Genomic DNA, 17,690 nt, shown 5'->3' on the forward strand with positions numbered 1-17,690 from the left:
GCGCGGATTCGCACACCGTGCAGGCGCCAGGCCGCCATGCGGGCGCGGCGGGACAAAACGGGCGCCGTGCATGTCGATTGAGGTGCGGCCGCAGGGCTACTTTAGGGCAAATCGCCCGGTTTTCGCACGGCCGCACTTCTTGTTTCGGTCGACCACCCGGTGGCTGGAAGTAGGTCTGATGCGCACCGAATCGATGGCGCTCGTTTAGGGTGTGAGGGCGGCTTGCCCGCATAGTCAGTAATGCGTGAACAGCGGTACGTTCCGTGGTTGGTTCCACCGAATCGAAAGGCGCTGCATGACAGAGGACTTGACGCAACTTGAACTGCTGACGGAGCTCGAACCGGTTGTCGGTGCCAACATCGACCGGCATCTGGCCACAGCCAAGGACTGGTATCCGCACGATTATGTGCCCTGGGACGAGAGCCGCAACTTTGCAGCAATGGGCGGGCAGGATTGGGATCCCGAGCAGTCACGGCTCTCGGAAGTCGCCAAAGTCGCGATGATCACGAATCTGCTCACCGAAGACAATTTGCCTTCCTACCACCGCGTGATCTCCGATAACTTCACCAACGACGGCGCGTGGGGCACCTGGGTCGGCCGCTGGACCGCCGAGGAAAACCGCCACGCCATCGCCATGCGCGACTACCTCGTATGCACCCGGGCTGTCGATCCCGTCGCCCTGGAGAACGACCGGATGGTGCATTTGACGCGCGGCGTACACGCGCCGGAGAACTTCGGTGGTGTGCTCGATCAAGTCGCATACGTGACTTTCCAGGAGTTGGCTACCCGCATCAGCCACCGAACCACCGCACGAGTCTGCGACGACCCGATCGCCGATCGGATGTTGCAACGCATCGCAGCCGACGAGAATCTGCACATGATGTTCTATCGCAACATCACCGGCGCCGCCTTCGACATCGCACCTGACCAGACGATGGAGTCGGTGACCAAGATCCTGAAAACGTTTTCCATGCCTGGCACCGGAATGCCGAACTGGCGTCGCAATGGCGTGTTGATGGTCAAGCACGGGATCTACGACCTGCGCCAGCATCTGGACGAGGTCGTATTGCCGGTCCTGCGAATCTGGAAAGTCTTCAACCGCACGGACTTCACCGCACGCGGCGAACGCAGCCGCGAAGAACTCGGCGAGTACCTCGAGAAACTCACTCGCGACGTCATCAAGTTCGAAGAACAGCGCGACCGCATCCTCGCCCGCCAGGCGGCGCGCGTCGGGTAGCGCACCCTGGATGTCACAGTCGCGCAAGAACATTCACGCGACTGTGACATCTGCGGTCGGCCCGGCGGGTCTACCCGATTGATCGCGTCAGTTGCGGACGATCAGGACCGCGGCCGCAACGACCAGGGCCAGCACGATGGCGGCAATGCCGAAGACGAGGCGGTGGTTGCGCAGAGCCGGGATCAGGCGGTCGACGGCGTAGCGGCCCGGACCGGTGAGGGCGAGCGATGCGGCGGCCAGGGTGAGGAGCAGTTCGTACTCGATGCCCTTCGATGTGAAGAAGCCGCCGCCCCATTTGACGGCGATCGCATTGAGCAGGGTTCCGACCAGTGCCGCCGCGGCGAGCGGGGTGAGCAGGCCGATGGCGATGGCGAGTCCGCCGAGGGTTTCACTCAGACCGGCGACCACGGCCATCGCCTTGCCCGACGGGTAGCCGCTCATCGTGAAGAACGCGCCGGTGCCATCGAGGCCGCCGCCGTTGAACCAGCCGAACAATTTCTGCGCGCCGTGTGCGGCCATGGTGAGCCCGACGGCCAGCCGCAGGACGAGTAGACCGAGATCGTAAGTGTGTGTGGGCGTGGCGGTTTCGGTGTTCGCCGCGGGGGCGGTGATGGTCGCGGTCATTGGATGCCTTTCGTTGTCGGGCGGATCAGCCGAGTTGTATGGAGCGCCGGGCCATGCCCAGCCAGAAGCCGTCGATTACGGTGCGTTGGTTGGTGAAATCGTCGGCGCCCGCACCGAGGGCGACGAACAGCGGTGCGAAATGGTCGGTGCGCGGATGCGCGAGATGTGCCGCAGGGGCCTTGTTTTCGAAGTCGAGCAGGGCGTCGAGATCGTGGGCGGCGAGGGTTTCGCGGCCCCAGTCGTCGAATTCGGTCGTGAAGTCGTAGACATGCTCGTCATCGGTGGTGATGGCGCGCAGGTTGTGGGTGAAGAAACCGCTGCCGACGATCAGCACGCCCTCGTCACGCAGCGGCGCGAGCCGACGGCCCAATTCCATCAGCCGCTGCGGGTCCAGCGTCGGCATCGACAGCTGCAATACCGGGACATCGGCGTCGGGATACATCTCCTTCAGCGGCACGTAGGCCCCGTGATCCAGCCCGCGATCCGGCACATCGACGACACCGCCGCCGAGCAGTTTGCGCACCTGGGCCGCCAGTTCCGGCGCGCCCGGCGCGGCATATTGCACCTGGTAGTAGCGCTCCGGAAAGCCGCCGAAGTCATAGACCAGCGGCACCGTCGTGGTGGCGCCGAGCGCGATCGGCGCGGCCTCCCAGTGCGCGGAAATCATCAAAATTGCCGTGGGACGCGGCAATTCGCGCGACCACGCGGCCAGCTCACCGGGCCACCGCGGGTGATCGGCCAGCGGCGGTGCGCCGTGTGAGAGGTAGAGCACCGGCATCTGTCCGGCCATCGCCGCCCTCCATCCAACTAGTTCAAATTTGAACGCAAACCGACTATAGCCCGTTGTTCAAATTTGAACAACCCCGGTAGGATAGCTGTCGTGGCTGACGCGAAATGGCTGAACGAGCGGGAGATGCGCACCTGGCAGGGTTTCCTGGCGGCGGGGGCGCTCGTCGGCCGACGGGTCGAACAGCACCTCAAACAGGAGGGGCTCTCCCATACCCAGTACGAGGTCCTGGTCCGCCTCGCCGCGGCACCCGGGGGCCAACTCCGCATGACCGAATTGGCCGATGCCCTCTACACCTCGAAAAGCGGTCTGAACTACCAGGTCACCCAATTAGAGAAGGCCGGTCTGGTACGCCGCGAAGCGTGCCCCACCGATATCCGCGGCGTCATCGCCAACCTCACTGCAGCCGGCCGCGACCGACTCGAGCAAATCGCCCCTGGACACGTCGAAACGGTGCGCCGTGTCCTCATCGATGTGCTCACCCCCGAACAGCAGGAGGCCATCGCCACCGGCCTCGGCGAGGTCGCGCGCCGACTGGGCTGACTCGCGCAGGTCGGTGCGATGATTTCGCGCGTGCCGCAGCGTCTGATTCGCCGAATGGCCGATCTGCACGCTAGGAGGTACGCCTGCCATGACAACCGCGCCGCACAACGCTATTCCGGCCTCCTCAGCGACGACGGCCGCCGCATCAGCAGCGCCTGGGAGAAATCCGCCAATGGCACCACCAGGGTGCACGACTTCGACCTCACAACTACAAGCTCTCCTGACGCGCGACCATCTCGCTGCGCCGGGCTACGAGGAAGGCGCAGCACACCGAGACAATGCCGGGTGGCCGTCCACGACCAGCGAGCCGACTCGGCCGGAACCTCAACTGTCCCAACCGAGATGCAGCACAGTCGCCCGACCCGCAGCCACCAGCAGCCAATCCTCCCACTGCGCCGCGTACCAGTCGTGCGGACGGTAGTCGACGGTGGCCACCATACGAATGGCGCCCATTTCGGTTTCGATCAGCTCGGCGAGTCGGCCGCCCAGTCGCGCGGCCTGCGCGCACTGAACCTCCGACAAATAATTAAACGGGTTCTCGCTGACATGCTCGATGAGCGCTGTGCGCCAGCGGCGGACTTTGCTCGGCGTCACCCCGGCGACCACACTTGTCTTGTCCCACGCGCGGTACACCTCCGTCGCACAGGCCCGCAGCCCCCGCTCCGAGGGCATCCGATCCAGCGCGACGATCGGGTAGATATCGATCATCGCAATGAATCCGGTTCCCGTCCTGGCATGTTGGATGGCATCGACGATCTCGGCAAAACCTTTGAAGCTCGGCTCAGCCATCCGAACACTTCTCCCGATATCCGATAACCGACTCCGCGGCAGCAATTTCGGCGGCCACTGATCGGGCCCGTTCGATCAGCGCATCAGCTTCGCCCGGGTCGTGTTCGCACACGAGCCCGGCCAACTCGCGACAGCATTCCGCCATCTCGGGCAGGTACCGCAGCCGCGTACGGGCGGCAGCCTCCGCAGTCGATCGCAGTGCCCGCCTGGCACATTCGACGGCGGCACCGCGCCTACCGGCCTGCGCCAGCACCGCGGCGTGCCCGCGCAAGCATTCGGCGAGCCCGGCACCGTGGACCCGACGTTCGTCCTGCGCCAACGCCTCCCAGAAACATAGCGCCCGCGCGCTGCACTTCAATGCCTCAGCGCTGCGCCCCGCCCGCGCGAGGTGCCGTGCATGATCCACCAGCGCCGCCGCGAACATATTCGTATCGGCCGACTTCTCCGCATGCGCTCGCTCGTAGCTGTCGACCGCGCGCTGGGACACGGCCAGCACCTCCGCCGCGACACCACCCGTTGCGGCTTGCCAGCGCGCACGATGCCACAGCGACCACGCCAGATCCGGTGCCGAACTGGCATTTTCGACCGCAAGTTCCTCCCACAGCGTCAGCGCGCGGAAATTCTGGTCGAGCGCCTCAGCGTATTGTCCGGCCTCGGCCAGCGCGTCGGCCAGTGAATCGTGATAGTCGGCGAGGTCGTCGCGATGATCAGCCGCGTCGTCACCATCGATGTCCGCCACAAGCGACAGCGCCTCCCGCGCGGACGCGACGGCGGCCTGTCGCATCCCCGCGTCACTCAGAATCCGCGTCTGGGTACGCAGGGCGGCGGCCAACCGGTGGCGGTGTGCGGCGCGATCATTTCCTGCGCCGTCGCGGATCAGCGCGACCGCCTCGGCCATCGCCGCAGGGGCGGGCGGGCAGTATCCGGCTTGGCAGAGGCTCGTCGCATACTCCTCATACGCCGCGGCCAGCTCGAGCAACAGCTCCGCCTGCCCTTCGGCAAGGAGCGCGCGATAGTGACCGACGCCGCGTTCCATATGGACCGCGGCGGAATCACATTCGCCCAGGTACACCAGGTGCGTAGCGACCCATACTTCGCAGGCGGCGAGATTCGGCAGATACTCGCCTGGATCATCGTCGGCGGCGGCACGCCAGATCGACAGTGCGCGTTCGGCTTCCGCAATGGCCGACGCCCGGTCGCCAACGTAGTACAGCCCATGCGCCCAATGTTCGACCGCCGACGCCCAGTCGGACCGATACCGATCCTCGGTGGCGGCCAGTGTCCGGTAGGCAATCGCCGCCCGCTCGCTGTGCCGGACCGACTCGTCCCATTCGCGATTGTCACCACATAGTCGGGCGTGTTCGTCGAGCGCGGACGCGAGATCGGGGAGATAGAGATCGGAATCGCTGTCGGCGAGTTCAGTCCACAGGGCGACGGCGTCGCGTGACTGCGCGACTGCCCGCGCCGACCCACCGGTGTTCACCAGTCTTTCGACCAGGGTGCCGGTAACACGGGCCAGCAGGGGCAGCACGGGATGCCGGTCGATCGCGGCACAGTCCTCGACAATGCGCACGGCCCGTTCCTGGAGCGGCAGCGCCTCCGCTACCCGGCCGAGCCGGCTCAGCGCACACGATTGGTTGTGCAGCGCCATCGCCAAATCCTCGGCAAACACATCGGGGATCTCGACCGCGACCTCCTCGAACAGGGCCGCCGAGCGCGTCGCGCAGTCCAGTGCCTCGTCGAACCGGTCGGCATGGATCAGAACGCTCGACTGGCCGACCAGGGCGAGGCCGAGTTGGGGTCGATAGCCACGCGCGTCCAGCTCCACCAATTCCGCCATCGCGGCCACACCACGCACACCGACCTCGATGGCCGCTGAGAGGTGACCGGCCCACTCCAGTCGCCGTGCATGGTTGGCCAGGCAGATGGCTGCCGAGTGCCGATGCTGTAGGGCGTCGCGCTCCAACAACAGGTCGTAGTGCTGGACCGCTGCCGTCGAGATTTCGATCGCGGTGTCGTGCCGACCGACTCCGGCCAGACACATGGCGAGGGTTTCCAAAACACTCGCCACGTGCTTGCGGTGCCGATCGAGTTCGGCGTCCGGCAACTCCCGCAGCAGGTCCCGTGCGCGCAGCGCGTGGTCCAGGGCGGCGCGTAGTTCGCCGAGCCCGGACAGTGTTTCCGCGTGGATGCCCACAGCGACCGCGAGTTCGACAACGCCGATCACCGGCCGGCGCTGCGACATCCGTTCGCGCAGCGCGAGCAGTTGCGCCGAATACGTCAGCGCCTCTCGGTTCCGGCGCACCGAGCTGAGCGCGAGAACGATCGTGTGCAGCGCTGTGGCCCGAGTCTTGTCCTGGCCGGGATCGTCGGGATCGCACAGCTCGAGCACGGCGCCCGCCGTGGCCACAGCCTCGTCGGATGCACCCATCCACCGGTGAATCGAGGCCACGGAGTTCAATGCGAAGGCCAGGTCCGACGAATAGGCATGCCGATCCCGTTCGACGAGCCGGCGGTAGACCGTCGCGGCCCATGACGCGCAGTGCAGCGCCCCGCGGAAATCATTCTGCTTCTTCAGCAAGATCGCGCCCGAGCACAGCGCATTCACCAGCGCGGACCGGTCCTCATCATCGCCGCGGATAGCGATTTGCTCGTACATCTCGATCGCCCGAGCCGACAACGCCAGTGCCTGCTCGTGATCCTGGAGCAGGTCGAGCGTGAGCGCGCGATTGTGCGTCGCCTCAGCCAGCGCCCCAGCGTGACGGTCGGGATCGGTGTCGGCCAGCAGACCGACCAGCTCCACTGCCTGCCGAGAACGGACATCGGCGTCCGCCGCCCGGTCGGCATGAAGGTGCATTCGGCTGGCGCAATTCAATGCCCCGGCCAAGTCCACCCTGCCGCGTTCGGGAACTATCGCCGACATCGTCTCGGCGCAGGCGACCGCGCGCTCTCCCATATCCGCTGCCTCCGCAACGCGACCGACCCGATGGAGCCGGTCCGCATGGCACCGCAGCTCCAACGCCAGCACCGCGATGTGCTCCCATGGATCGAATTCGGACAACCGGGTCCACTCTCGGATGACACCGTCGCCGAACTCGACCGCGGCCACCTGATCACCGAGTGCTTCCACCCGCGCGACGATGTCGCGGTATGCGACACCCAGAATCGGCGCGTCCGGGCCGACCCCGTCGCGAACCCGCGCACGCACTCCGATGAACAGCCGCCACGCCCGTAGTGCCTGCGCACGAAACCCAGCACGGTGCAGATCCTCGGCGCGATCGAGCAGCAGGCCGGCCAGTGGCCGCACTGCGGGCAGCTCGCCGTCGGCAACGATCCGCTCGGCCGCCACCAGACATCGCGCCGCGACATCGGCCGCCTCGACGCGCAACGACCGCTGAAAGAGCACGGCAGCCAGATTCGACTGCTCCAGTGGCGTCGCCGCGTCGTCCGCGGCCGCAACTGTCCGCAATCGCGCGAGCACCCGACGCTCGCATTCCCGCGCCTCCCCGACCCGATCCGCCCGCTCCAGCATCGCGATGTGCTCGCTTGCTGCCCGGTGGAAGCCGACGACGGCGGCGACACCGTCGGTGCCGAGCGATTCCTCCCACAGCCGCACACCGCGGGCCGATTCGTCGGCGCCGACGGCGGGTCCGTCGACCCGCGCGATGGTCGCGGCGGCCACCATGTGTGCGGCAGCCAGCGAACACACATCCCGCGCACCGGTCCGCTCGACCAAAGCTGTCGCCGCCGCGACCAGCTTGCGACCTGCCTCGGCCGCGCGCTGCGGGATCTCCTCGTAGTCTTCGAGTTCGAGGGCGCCGGGTTCGTCGAAGTGGGCAACAAGTTCGGTCAGCAGTTCCACCAGCCGCGGCAACCACTGCGCGGGGTTCGCGCCGACCTGCTCCTCACACACCTCGACCGCGACGGCCAACAAATCCGCGCCGACCAGGCCATAGCCGTCCTGATTCGTTTCTCGGGACAACTGCCGCAGACGCTCGACCGCCGCGAACGGGTCAGGGTCGGCACACCAGGCCTGCCTGGCTGCCCGCACCAGTGCCCGACGCAAGGGCTCGAGTTCGATATAGGTGAGCATTGCCGCGCCGATGGCGGTCGCCGCGGCACCGGAAACCAGCGGGTCCTCGTGCCACCGATCCAGCGCGACAACCAGATCCGCGATGATCTCGAGATCACCGTCAGTTTCCACCGCACGGGCCGCTTCGGCAACCCTGGCAGTCAGAGCATCGGCAAATTCAGTGGGCGACAAGAGAATTCGCCGCGAGATCGCGGCGGAGCACGGTGCGCAGACCGCAGGCCTGGCCGATGCCGTCCCAGTCCTCGGCAAGCACCATGATCACGAACATGACGAAGCCGACCAGCCATCGCAGGATGCTGCGCCAGAACCTCGGCCTGCCACCATCTTTCGCCCGCACCACGCGCAGTCCGAGCAGATGTTTGCCGATGCTCCCGCGGAACAGCACGCTGCCCCAGACATGGTTGGTGAACGAGAGCCCGAGCGTGTAGAGGATGACAAATGGCACGGCCAGCAGATCGGTGAGATCGAACCCCATGACAACGACCGTCAGCGCCGCACCACCGGCGATCGCCAGCGCACCGTCGAAGATCGACGCGAAGATCAATCGCGCATCCGAGGCTTCTTCCGGCACCCACACCGGAGCGTGCGGATACGACTGCGGGCTGCCCCCGTGGAGCCGGTTCTGGCTCGAGCCATACATACTCACCCGGCGGATTATGCCCCGACGGATCGGACGGATGTAATACCGGCAAGGGCGTAACCGGGGATGCGGCCGGATTTTTTACATTCAGTTTAGAATTTCACCGGAGTCGTCATGACCTGCCGACCGCGCGAAATATCCTCTACCAGAACCTATCCGACTCATCGGCCTTATTAGTCCGGTCCAACGAGCTATCGAACGGTACGCAATTCACACTGCCTCCACGACCGGTACGTCGCCAGGAACGTCGTGGAACACCTCCCATCCCTCGGTGTCGCCGAAGATCAAGAATCGGCCGCTATCAGGCAGATTCAGATCCGGCGCCGGCAGCGCGACCAGGTCGATGGTGGCGACGTGCTCGAAGTGGTGGTATTTGTCAGCGGGCCAGACGAATCCGTTCGGTACTTCGGCGCACCGCCGAAATGCCCGATCACGGTGTCGCCCTCGCCCGGGTGCCGCAATTGCAGCGCCGGGCGAGTCGTGAGGGCAGCGTCATCGTGCAATTCGGCGGGCAGAAATTCGCGCAGCTGCCGGGGGAAATCGAGTTCGGTCATCGGTTCATCCAGATCTGTTGATGGGTCGTCGGGTCGGTGCGGGCGACCTGACCCAGTTCCTCTTCCAGCCGGCGCAGTGGACGGCCGAATGCCTCGGGTTCGATGATCGCCAGTTCGGCGTAGAGCGTGATCGCTCGCCGGGCCAGATCAACTGCGCGTACCGCATCGCAGTCGCTGAGCAACCCGGCGAGTTCGCCGCTGATCGCCGCGACATCGGGCAGGTAGGACGCGGGCGTGTGTTCGGCGGCATCGGATGCCAAACGTAGTGCGCGCTCGGCACATTCGACGGCGGCCTCGTGGTCACCACTCTTCGCCAGGTGCGTGGCGTGCCAGCGCAGACAGTCGGCGAGGTCGGGGCCGTACCGGCGCGGCTTCTGGTCGGCGAGCGTTTCCGACATGGTCAGTGCGCGCGAACTGCATGCCAGCGCTTGCGCATGCTGCCCGTCCCGCGCCAGGTGCCGGGCGTGGTCCACCAGGGTCCCGGCTAAGTGATGGCTGACACCAGGCCCTTTTCCACAGGTGCGCTCCATCACCTCGACGGCACGCTGGGACAGGTGGAGACAGGTCGGGTCGGCGTTCTCCTCGGCGAGCCAGCGCGCGCGGCGCCACAGCGACCACCCCAGATCCCATGAAGGGGCACCGTTCTCCTGCGCCAGCACCTCCCACACCACCAGCGCGCGTTCATTGTGCGCGAGCGCCTCACCTATCCGTCCCACATCGGCGAGGCAGTCCGCCACCCGATCGTAGGAGTCGGCCAAGAGCGCCCGGTGATCGTCGGCTGATGCACCGACGAGTTCCTGGACGACGGCAAGCAGTGCCATGCCCGTCGCCAAGGCCGCGCGCCGGTTTCCCACTTCCGCGAGCAGCCAGATCCGGTCCCCCAAAACGTCGGCCAGCAGCGCCCGGTGCCGCTCGCGGTCGACTGCGACCAGACGCAGCGCCGACCGCACCGCCTCCTCGATCGCCGCGGCGGCCTGCGTGAAATATCCATTCCAGCACAAGTCCTTCGCATAGAAACGCGAGGTGGTAATCCACTCCGGCAGCAGATCTGCACGCCCACCGTTCATCAACTGGCCGTACAGCGCGGCGCTGCGCTCCATATGGGCGGGACCGAGATCGGCCCGTTCGTTGTCGACCAGGAACCGAGCCGCCCAGCCGTGCGACCAGGCCAGTCGCGGGAGATTCTGCTCCGGCGCTTCCACGGCGGCTGCCTGTCGGATGGTGATGGCGCGGTCGGCTTCCGCGCAACCGCGGTCGATATCTCCCGCCCTCGCAAGCACATACGCGTGGTATTCGACGGCACGCGCCCATTTGGGACGGTAGCGCAGGGCATCCCGGCCGGTCAGTTCCTCGAACGCGGTGGTGGCCCGCGCGGCATACCCGACCGCTTCGGCCCGTTCCTCCGCCTCGGCGAAGCTCCGAGCGTATTCGCCGAGCACATCAGCCATGGTCGGTAGATACAGCTCGGAGTCGACGGCCGCCAATTCCTCCCACAGTCGGGCGGCAGCGCGTGCCTGGGCACACGCCCGCTCCCACTGCCCGGCGTCGATCAGCCGATTGGTGAAGCCGTTGGCGGCCTTGGCCAATGACGGCAGCATGCGCCGACGATCATGAGCAGCAACGGATTCGATGAGTCGCAGCGCCCGCTCGTGGACAGTCACCGCCTCCTCGTGGCGACCGAGGCTACTTACCGCACGCGCGTAATTGATCAGTGCCCGAGCCAGATCCACCGCATGCGTGCCCGCATCCGCGCGGCTCAATTCCTCGTAGAGATCGATCGCACGTGCGGCGTAATCGAGTGCCTCCGCTCCGCGCTCGAGGTCGTTGAGCTGCCCGGCGTGGTTGATCAAGCAGTTCCCGTAGGCGGGGCTGGTGGCGCGGGGTTCGATGGCCATCAGGTCCTCGAACATGCCAAGGCCGCGCAACCCAGTGGCCACTGCCTCCTCGTCCCGGCCGACCTCTGCCAGCCGCATCGCATGGTTGTTGAGAAAGTTGGCGACCGTGGCCAAATACAGCTGACCGTGGTCGGCCAACACCTGCTCGTAGAGTTCGACGGCCTCGATCGACACCGCAATGGCCTGCTCGCGGTGCCGCAACGCCAGCAGGTCCGACGCGTATCGGTCCAGCGCGCCGGCCAGCCGCTCGCGGTGCTGACCGGTCCGGGCCAGTCTCCGCCACAGCTCGAGCGCCCGGCCGGCGAAGTCGAGCGCCGGGCGAGGTTGGACAGACTGCGACAGACATATCGAGTGATTGCCCAGTGCGATGGCCAGTTCCACCTCGCTCGCGGCCGGATCGCGCCGTGCCATCCGTTCCCGCACCTCCAGCAGCGGTGTCGAATAGTTCAGCGCCTCGCCCGGCCGTTTGGTGCGCGTCAAGTTCTCCACCATGACATGCAGCGCCGACGCTCGCTCGGCGTCACGGCCTGGACCGTCCTTCAGTTCGGCGCAGATGTCGAGAACGCGGGTGGCCGCCGCCCGTACGCCGTCGTCATCGCCCAGGTCCTCACGGATCGACGCGACCTTATTGAGCGCGTAGGCGAGGTCGGGCAGATAGGTTTCCGGCTTCGTCTCGGCGAGCACCGTGTAGATGGCCTCCGCCCGCATCGCGCAGTCCAGCGCCTCGTCGAGTTCGCGCAGCCGGGCCAGCGTAATCGCGCGCGTGCACAGCACATTCGCCAACGACGCCTGGGCGGCGATATTGTCCGCCGCCAATACCTCGTACTGTGCCGTCGCTCGCGCCAGCAGTTCGCGTGCGAACGGATAATCCTTGTTCCCGTTGCGCGCGATCGCACGGTTGTGCAAGGCATTGGCCAGCGCCCGAACATATCGGTCCGGTTCCTCACGGGCCAGCTGCTCGATGAGTTGGAGTGCTTCGGCGGAACGGCTGTCCGCGTCGGCTGTCCGCCAGGAATTCAGATGCATGCCGGCCGCGCAGGTCAGCGCCCAACTCAGCCGCGGCCGGTGGGCTTGCGGGTCCATCGCGATCAGGTCGCGAGCCAGGGTGACGGCGCGTTCGGCCATCTCGGAGGCGTCGGCGACGCGGCCTGCCTTCTCCAAACGGTGAGCCTGGGCCCGCAATTCGTCGATCAGCGTCGGTAGGTGCTGATCGTTATCCGCGGACAGCCGCGACCACTCATCGACCGCTGCATCGCCGAATTCGACCGCAGCCTCCAGATCGCCGAGCCGCTGGACCAGGGTAATGATTTCCTTGCAGCCGGCCGGTGCGGTGGTGTCGGCGGAGAGATCGGCCAGCCGCCGCTGTACGTCGAGGAATCTATACCACGCCAGCAACGCTTCGGCTCGCTGCCCATTGCGATACAGACACTCGCCGTGCCGAACCATCGCTCTGGCCAATCGCTGCACCGCAGCGACATCCGCTTCGGCCGCTTCCGCTTCGGCAAGCACCACGGCACGCGCGGACACCTCCGCCGCTTCCGTGCGCAGGTCGTTGGCGGACAGTTGCCTGATCAGATTTCCCAGATCCCGATGCGCCAGTGTGTCCGCTGCGGCAGCAAGACCATGCAGTCGTTCGGTGCGGCGGCCTCGCCACCACCGTGCCTGCCCGACCTGACCCGCGTGTTCGAGCAGCTCGATATGTCTGGACGTGGCCCGATCGAGCCGACGCAGCATCGCCGACCCGACCGCGTCGGTCACCTCCTCATACAGCAGCAGCCCGCGCCGCGAGTGATCGATACCCGCCGCCGGGCCATCGGTCCAGGTCACGAAATCGACCGCCGCCCAATGCGCGGCCACCAGCGGCCGCCGATATCGGAGCCGATCGGTACGGCTCAGCTGCCCGAGAATGCCCAGGCGGCGCCGCGCCGCGGCCGCCCCGCGCGCCATCAGCTCGGATTGTTCCCTTACGGTGCCCCATTCGGCCCCCGACAGCACCGACACTAGTTCCCCGAGCAGATCCGCCAGCAGTGACAGTGCCGCCACACGATCCTCGGCGAGCCGCCATTCGCATGACTCGATCGCGACGGCGAGCAGCTCCGCCGCGACCATACTGCGGTCATCCTCATGCTCGGACTCGGCCCGTCTGCGCAGCACCTCCACCGGCGGGGCACCAAGCCGGTCCGCGCGCCAGGCCGAGCGCGCCGACCGGATCAGCGCGAGAAGTAGCGGCTCCAATTCCCCCGCCGGGAACGATGCGGTGTGCGTAACCAGCGCCGCGGCACGAGACACCAACGGATGTCCGAACCACCGATCGAGAGCGGCGACGAGATCATCTGCGAGGTCGGTGCCGTCATCGCGCTGCGACGCCCACACCGCGTCGGCGACGAGCAGACTCAATGTGTCGGCGAAGAGTTCGGGCTGCGCCGGGATTTCCGACGCCACAGCGGCAACGTCGCCCTGCTGCACCACATTCGCGAGCGGGTGTGCCTCGGGCGACCGGGGAACGGCCGCCGCCACCGATTGCCTCAACGTCGGGCCGGGCGCGACACGACCGGATCCGTATCCCACCGTCGCTGGTCGCGGCGGCGCACCGTGCGGACGCCACATGCCTCACCGATGCCCCCGCCGTCCTCCACCAAGGCCATGACGGCCATGAGCACGAACCCCACCAGCCAGCGCTTCACCGCCTGCCAGCTGTTCGCCCGGTGTCCATCGACCACTCGGACCACCCGCAGACCCAGCAGCAGCTTGCCGAGACTACCCCGGAATGCCAGCGTCCCGACCACGTGATTGACGAACGAAAACGCCAGCGTGCACCCGAATCCGGTTGGCACGAAGCGGGGTTCGGCAACTCCCTCGGGAATGAGGCGGGCTACTACGGCGAAGCCGACGCCCCATGCGGCGACGACGTCGAAGAACACCGCCAGTATCAACCGGCCCTCATCCGCCTCCGGTGGAACCCACGCTGGTTCCCGCCGACGCGGCCCGAACAAACCTGACATCACTACACGCATTGTGCCAGCGGAACATGGTCGAGGGCGTGCCACCGCATCGTGCGGCACCGACTACCTCGGCGATTTTACGTGCTGCTGATATTCCGCCTGCCTACTACGCCGAACTCGATCCTGGTCCAGTAACGAAAAATAGGAACTATCCACCACTAGCAGGCTGATTCGCGGTCAGCACGCCCAGTCGAAGGTGTCCGACTCCAGGTCGAGCTGTGCCGCGCCGGTGCCGAAGTTGAGGCCGGCGAAGTCCTCGAGTTCCAGATAGTAGGGCGTCAGGCAGTCGGGCATGCGCTGGCAATTCTGAGGTTTGCGCGGATGACTCCGGTGTTCGGGTACGACCAAAGGAGGACAGCGGCCGCGACCTCGGGGTGATGTCACCGGTACTGGGAACGCCGCACAATCAGGGCCGTAAGAAATCTGTTGGGAAACTCTAAGCCCGAACAGATTTGATGCCCAGGTACGGATGTGACGCTGATGGTCGCAGATTTGAGCCGAGAACGGAGAAGATAGTGCCGACGACGTTTCCGAGTTCCGTCACCGAGGCCACGTCGAATACGGTGCAGGACTGCCGCCGACGTGGTTGGACGGTCGCGGAAACAACCAATGGTGTCTGCCTGATCACCGACGAGCAGATTTCGGCCATCGAACTCACCGGGGCACTGGCCGCCACCGTGCGCCGGTACCTTCGGGCCAACAACCTGTCCGGTCCGGTGATCGAAATCCCTGGCCCACAGCGCCGCGAGATCCACCTCGTCGTCGGCGCGGCCAAGGCGGCCATGGCGATCGGCGCACTGCGCGGTGTCGGCGCCATCGTGCACACCGACGGTGCGAGCATCCCGCTCCCGCCGACCCGCCTGTCGGCCGGTTCGGCCTGCTGGGGCATTTCCCCGAGTGAGGCCCGCTGGGTACCGCCCGTGGTCGCGATCGCCGCCGCGGTGCGGGCCGCCGAATCCAGCCGCAAGCGCCATCTCGACGATCTGGCGAGCTGAGCAGCGTCAAACCGACGTCGGGTCCGATTCCGCGCGACGACCGGACGTCGGCATCGCGTCCGCGCGGTCGGTAATGGGTTCGCGGACACTGACTTTCCGCTGGATGCGCCGCAGCCAGGCCGGAGCCCACCAGCACGCGTCACCGAGCAGCTTCATAGTCGCGGGGACCAGCAGCATGCGCAGCACGGTGGCATCGATGAACAGCGCGGTGACCATGCCGAGCGCTATGTACTGCATCATCACCAGATCGGACAGGGCGAAGACACCGGTCACCACTATCAGGATCAGCGCGGCGGCAGAGATGATCCGGCCCGTCCGCGCGACTCCGGTGCGGACCGCCTCCGCCGTGGACGCGCCCGCCCGGTGCACCTCGACGATGCGGGCGAGCAGGAACACCTCGTAATCGGTGGACAGGCCATAGATCACCGACACGATCAGCATCAACACCAGCGACATGATCGGCTGCGGCGTGAAACCCAGCAGTCCGGCCCCGTGACCCTCGACGAAGATCCACGTCAGCACGCCGATGGTGGCCCCGAGGCCGAGCAGGTTCAGCACAGCCGCTTTGAGCGGCAACACGATTGAGCCGAAGGCCAGGAACAGCAGTACAGAGGTGGCGATGAACACGAGCGCGAGCATCAGCGGTAGCCGGTGGAGCAGCGCATCGATGCTGTCGCGCTGCGCTGCCGGTTCGCCGCCGACCATCACCGTTGTCCCCTTTGGCAGTTCCATGGAGCGCAGGTAGTCGATGGTCGCGTCGGCGTCCGCGGAGCCGGCCAGCACCGTCTCGGTGGTGTAGACGAACGGTTGCGCCGGGCGCTGTGTCGGTTTGGGGAACGGTGCGGCCAGGCCGGGGGCCTGCTCGGCCCGCGTCACCACCGTCTCGATATCCGGGCTGTTGTAGGTGATCATGACCAGGTAGATCGGATCGATCCGCCGCAGCGGGAAGATCTCGTCGAAGTGCTGCTGTGCCAATCGAGTCGGGTGATCCGGCGGTAGAAATCGCTCGGTAATGCCACCGAATGCCAGATGCTGCACCGGCGCGATGAGCAATAGCAGTCCGGCGAAGACCGGAATCGCAACGGCCAGTGGTCTTTGCATCGCGCCCCCGGCGACGCGGCCCCAGAAATTGTCCTGCACCTCGTCGGCGGACCTGATCTTGCGGAACCAGTCGAATCCGAGCAGGTCCACGCGGTGGCCGAGCACGGCGAGCAACGCGGGCAATAATGTGACTGCGGTCAGCGCGGCCAATGCGATAGTGACGATCGCACCGTAGGCGAACGACCTCAGAAACCCCTGTGGGAACAGCAGGATGCCGCCCGCCGCCGCGACCACGATCGTCGCGGAGAACACTACCGTGCGGCCCGCGGTCGATACCGACCGCCGCACCGCCACCGGTACCTCGTGACCGTCGGCGAGTTCATCGCGGAATCGGCTCACGATGAACAGCCCGTAGTCGATGGCGAGGCCGAGACCGATCATCGAAACCACCGGGGAGACAAAGGAGTTCACCTCGGTGACGGTGGTGATGGCGCGAATGATCCCCCAGGCCGCGAGCACAGTGAGCCCGCCGACGATCAGCGGGAGCGCGGCGGCGACAACCCCACCGAAAAGGAAGAACAGCAACACCGCGACAGCCGGGATGGCGAACACCTCCATCCGCGCCTGATCGTGGACCATGGTGTCGTTGAGCGCGCCGGCGACCGGCTGCCCACCGGCGACCTCCATATCGATGCCTGGGATATCGAAACCGTCCGCGACCTTGCGGAAGTTGCGCATCAACTCGGTCTCGTCATGGCCTTTGACGGCAATGGAAGCGAAGGCGTGCTTGCGGTCCTTGGAACCGAACAGATCCGGCACCGCCACACCGGTTTCGGTGGGCCAGAACGTTCCGTTGATCTTCGCGATTTCATTCGGGAAGCGCCGCGGCAGTTCATCGAGACTGTCGACGATCACGCCGGCGAATGCCGGATCATCGATCGTCTCTCCCTCGGGCGCGTGGAACAGCAGGATGACGTCACCACTGTGATCGCGCCCGAATACTTCGTCGCGTAATCGGGCCGCCTGTGCGGATTCCGAGGTCGGATCGTCCCATCCGCTCGAACTGAGATCATCGCCGAGCCCGAGTCCGTACACACCCAGTCCCAGCATTGCGACCACTATCACGCCGATCACCGTGAATCGTCGCCGAACGATGATATCTGCCCACTGCGTGAAATCGGCGAACAATCGCCTCCTCCTAATGCGTGCGTGAATCGGTAGACCGGGCCGACCGGCTGGATCGTAACAATGCCGCCGCCATGCACACAGGAATCGACATGGATTCCGACAGCACACAATAAACCAGGTACTGCGATTGTGAGTTGAGCCGAAAGACCAGGTGGCACAAGGTCCTTCAGCCCTCGAGTTGGGTTACTTCACAATCCGCGGGGGGTGATTTCGACGTGATCTACAGAATGTCACGGGCCCTCGTCGCCAGCTCGATAGACTCGGGCCCGGTTTGTCCGCTGTGTTGGACGTCGTTATGCATA

12 protein-coding genes are annotated in these 17,690 nt (G+C 66.0%); 3 read left to right on the forward strand and 9 right to left on the reverse strand.

The window, feature by feature from the left end; translation table 11 throughout:
- Positions 1-295 precede the first annotated feature (295 nt).
- Positions 296-1,237, forward strand: a complete 942-nt coding sequence (locus OIE68_RS11745; protein WP_327099411.1) for an acyl-ACP desaturase — start codon at positions 296-298, stop codon at positions 1,235-1,237.
- A gap of 87 nt (positions 1,238-1,324) precedes the next feature.
- On the opposite strand, the gene OIE68_RS11750 is transcribed toward OIE68_RS11745, so the two are convergent.
- Positions 1,325-1,861: a DoxX family protein gene (locus OIE68_RS11750; RefSeq protein WP_327099412.1), complete on the reverse strand. Its 537-nt coding sequence runs from the start codon at positions 1,859-1,861 to the stop codon at positions 1,325-1,327.
- 25 nt (positions 1,862-1,886) lie between these two features.
- Positions 1,887-2,651, reverse strand: coding sequence for a class III extradiol ring-cleavage dioxygenase (locus OIE68_RS11755; RefSeq protein WP_327099413.1), 765 nt, complete (start codon positions 2,649-2,651; stop codon positions 1,887-1,889).
- Between the two features lie 90 nt (positions 2,652-2,741).
- Here OIE68_RS11755 and OIE68_RS11760 point away from each other — a divergent pair, with 90 nt between their 5' ends.
- Entirely contained in the window at positions 2,742-3,191 is a 450-nt protein-coding gene (locus OIE68_RS11760) for a MarR family transcriptional regulator (RefSeq protein WP_327099414.1), read from the forward strand.
- Positions 3,192-3,515: 324 nt separating this feature from the next.
- Here OIE68_RS11760 and OIE68_RS11765 read toward each other — a convergent pair whose 3' ends face one another.
- The 6 genes from OIE68_RS11765 to OIE68_RS11790 form a co-directional block, all read right to left on the reverse strand.
- Positions 3,516-3,980, reverse strand: a complete 465-nt coding sequence (locus OIE68_RS11765) for a hypothetical protein (RefSeq protein WP_327099415.1) — start codon at positions 3,978-3,980, stop codon at positions 3,516-3,518.
- Positions 3,973-8,184, reverse strand: a complete 4,212-nt coding sequence (locus OIE68_RS11770; protein ID WP_327099416.1) for a tetratricopeptide repeat protein — start codon at positions 8,182-8,184, stop codon at positions 3,973-3,975. Before OIE68_RS11770 ends, OIE68_RS11765 begins: the two co-directional genes overlap by 8 nt.
- 46 nt (positions 8,185-8,230) lie before the next feature.
- The gene (locus tag OIE68_RS11775) at positions 8,231-8,713 is read right to left on the reverse strand and encodes an RDD family protein (protein WP_327101640.1); all 483 of its coding nucleotides are present in this window, start codon (positions 8,711-8,713) and stop codon (positions 8,231-8,233) included.
- A gap of 311 nt (positions 8,714-9,024) precedes the next feature.
- Entirely contained in the window at positions 9,025-9,267 is a 243-nt protein-coding gene (locus OIE68_RS11780; RefSeq protein ID WP_327099417.1) for a hypothetical protein, read from the reverse strand.
- Complete coding sequence (locus OIE68_RS11785) at positions 9,264-13,679, reverse strand: tetratricopeptide repeat protein (protein ID WP_327099418.1); 4,416 nt, start codon at positions 13,677-13,679, stop codon at positions 9,264-9,266. Before OIE68_RS11785 ends, OIE68_RS11780 begins: the two co-directional genes overlap by 4 nt.
- 8 nt (positions 13,680-13,687) lie before the next feature.
- Entirely contained in the window at positions 13,688-14,164 is a 477-nt protein-coding gene (locus tag OIE68_RS11790) for an RDD family protein (protein WP_327101641.1), read from the reverse strand.
- A 515-nt stretch (positions 14,165-14,679) separates the two neighbouring features.
- Here OIE68_RS11790 and OIE68_RS11795 point away from each other — a divergent pair.
- Positions 14,680-15,159 (forward strand): hypothetical protein, encoded by a 480-nt coding sequence (locus OIE68_RS11795; RefSeq protein ID WP_327099419.1) that lies wholly within the window; start codon positions 14,680-14,682, stop codon positions 15,157-15,159.
- A 6-nt stretch (positions 15,160-15,165) separates the two neighbouring features.
- On the opposite strand, the gene OIE68_RS11800 is transcribed toward OIE68_RS11795, so the two are convergent.
- A complete protein-coding gene (locus OIE68_RS11800) occupies positions 15,166-17,388 on the reverse strand; it encodes an MMPL family transporter (RefSeq protein WP_327099420.1) in 2,223 nt (740 codons plus the stop codon).
- Positions 17,389-17,690: the final 302 nt, after the last annotated feature.

It is taken from the genome of Nocardia vinacea (assembly GCF_035920345.1).
GTDB lineage: Bacteria > Actinomycetota > Actinomycetes > Mycobacteriales > Mycobacteriaceae > Nocardia > Nocardia vinacea_A.

Coding starts and splice junctions, on each gene's coding strand:
- OIE68_RS11790 (WP_327101641.1), bottom strand. CDS start 14,164: ATGTCAGGTTTGTTCGGGCCGCGTCGGCGGGAACCAGCGTGGGTTCCA.
- OIE68_RS11750 (WP_327099412.1), bottom strand. CDS start 1,861: ATGACCGCGACCATCACCGCCCCCGCGGCGAACACCGAAACCGCCACG.
- OIE68_RS11765 (WP_327099415.1), bottom strand. CDS start 3,980: ATGGCTGAGCCGAGCTTCAAAGGTTTTGCCGAGATCGTCGATGCCATC.
- OIE68_RS11780 (WP_327099417.1), bottom strand. CDS start 9,267: ATGACCGAACTCGATTTCCCCCGGCAGCTGCGCGAATTTCTGCCCGCC.
- OIE68_RS11755 (WP_327099413.1), bottom strand. CDS start 2,651: ATGGCCGGACAGATGCCGGTGCTCTACCTCTCACACGGCGCACCGCCG.
- OIE68_RS11745 (WP_327099411.1), top strand. CDS start 296: ATGACAGAGGACTTGACGCAACTTGAACTGCTGACGGAGCTCGAACCG.
- OIE68_RS11775 (WP_327101640.1), bottom strand. CDS start 8,713: ATGTATGGCTCGAGCCAGAACCGGCTCCACGGGGGCAGCCCGCAGTCG.